The 530-nt window shown below is 38.9% G+C and carries 1 protein-coding gene; it reads right to left on the bottom strand.

All coding sequences use genetic code 11. The features are described 5' to 3' along the window. Positions 1 to 530 (bottom strand): DUF5011 domain-containing protein (locus AC1EUV_RS13785; RefSeq protein ID WP_480199302.1); only part of this gene is annotated, 530 nt, incomplete at both ends.

The raw sequence follows: 530 nt of genomic DNA, 5'->3' as shown, positions 1-530 counted from the left end.
GTTTGTTCCATCAACTTCTACCTGGAATAACACATTGGTTGGTGCCACTGTAGAATAAAATTTTGCTTTGTAAACGGTGGTTGCTTGATCTAAACCTGCATCTAAGACAAGTCCTACGCCTCCCCACCATTGGTTTCCATTAGTATATGTTGCTTCATATACATTCGCACTGGTATTAATACCTCCTGAAACTGGATTACTAATTAGAGCCCCTGAGGTTTCAAATTCAGAAGCTGTAACTCCTGCTAAATTATTTTCAAAATCCAAAAGTGCTGAATTACTGCTTGCATTTACATTTACTGTCCTTGTAACTTGGGTAGCTGGATTTCCTGCCGCATCGCTCACATTATAAGTAATTACATATGTACCTTCGGTATTTGTATCAACAGCATCACCGCCTACAACAATATTTCCTGAAATATCACCATCAACATCATCAGAAGCCGTTGCTCCTGGATCAGTAAAGCTATCTCCAACTGTAAGATTAACAACAGCATCTCCATTTATTGTTATTACAGGCGCAACAGTAT

The sequence above is a fragment of the Maritimimonas sp. 2304DJ26-3 genome, assembly GCF_056591635.1.
Note: the sequence above shows the minus strand (reverse complement) of the source record. Positions and strands in the feature narration are given on the sequence as shown.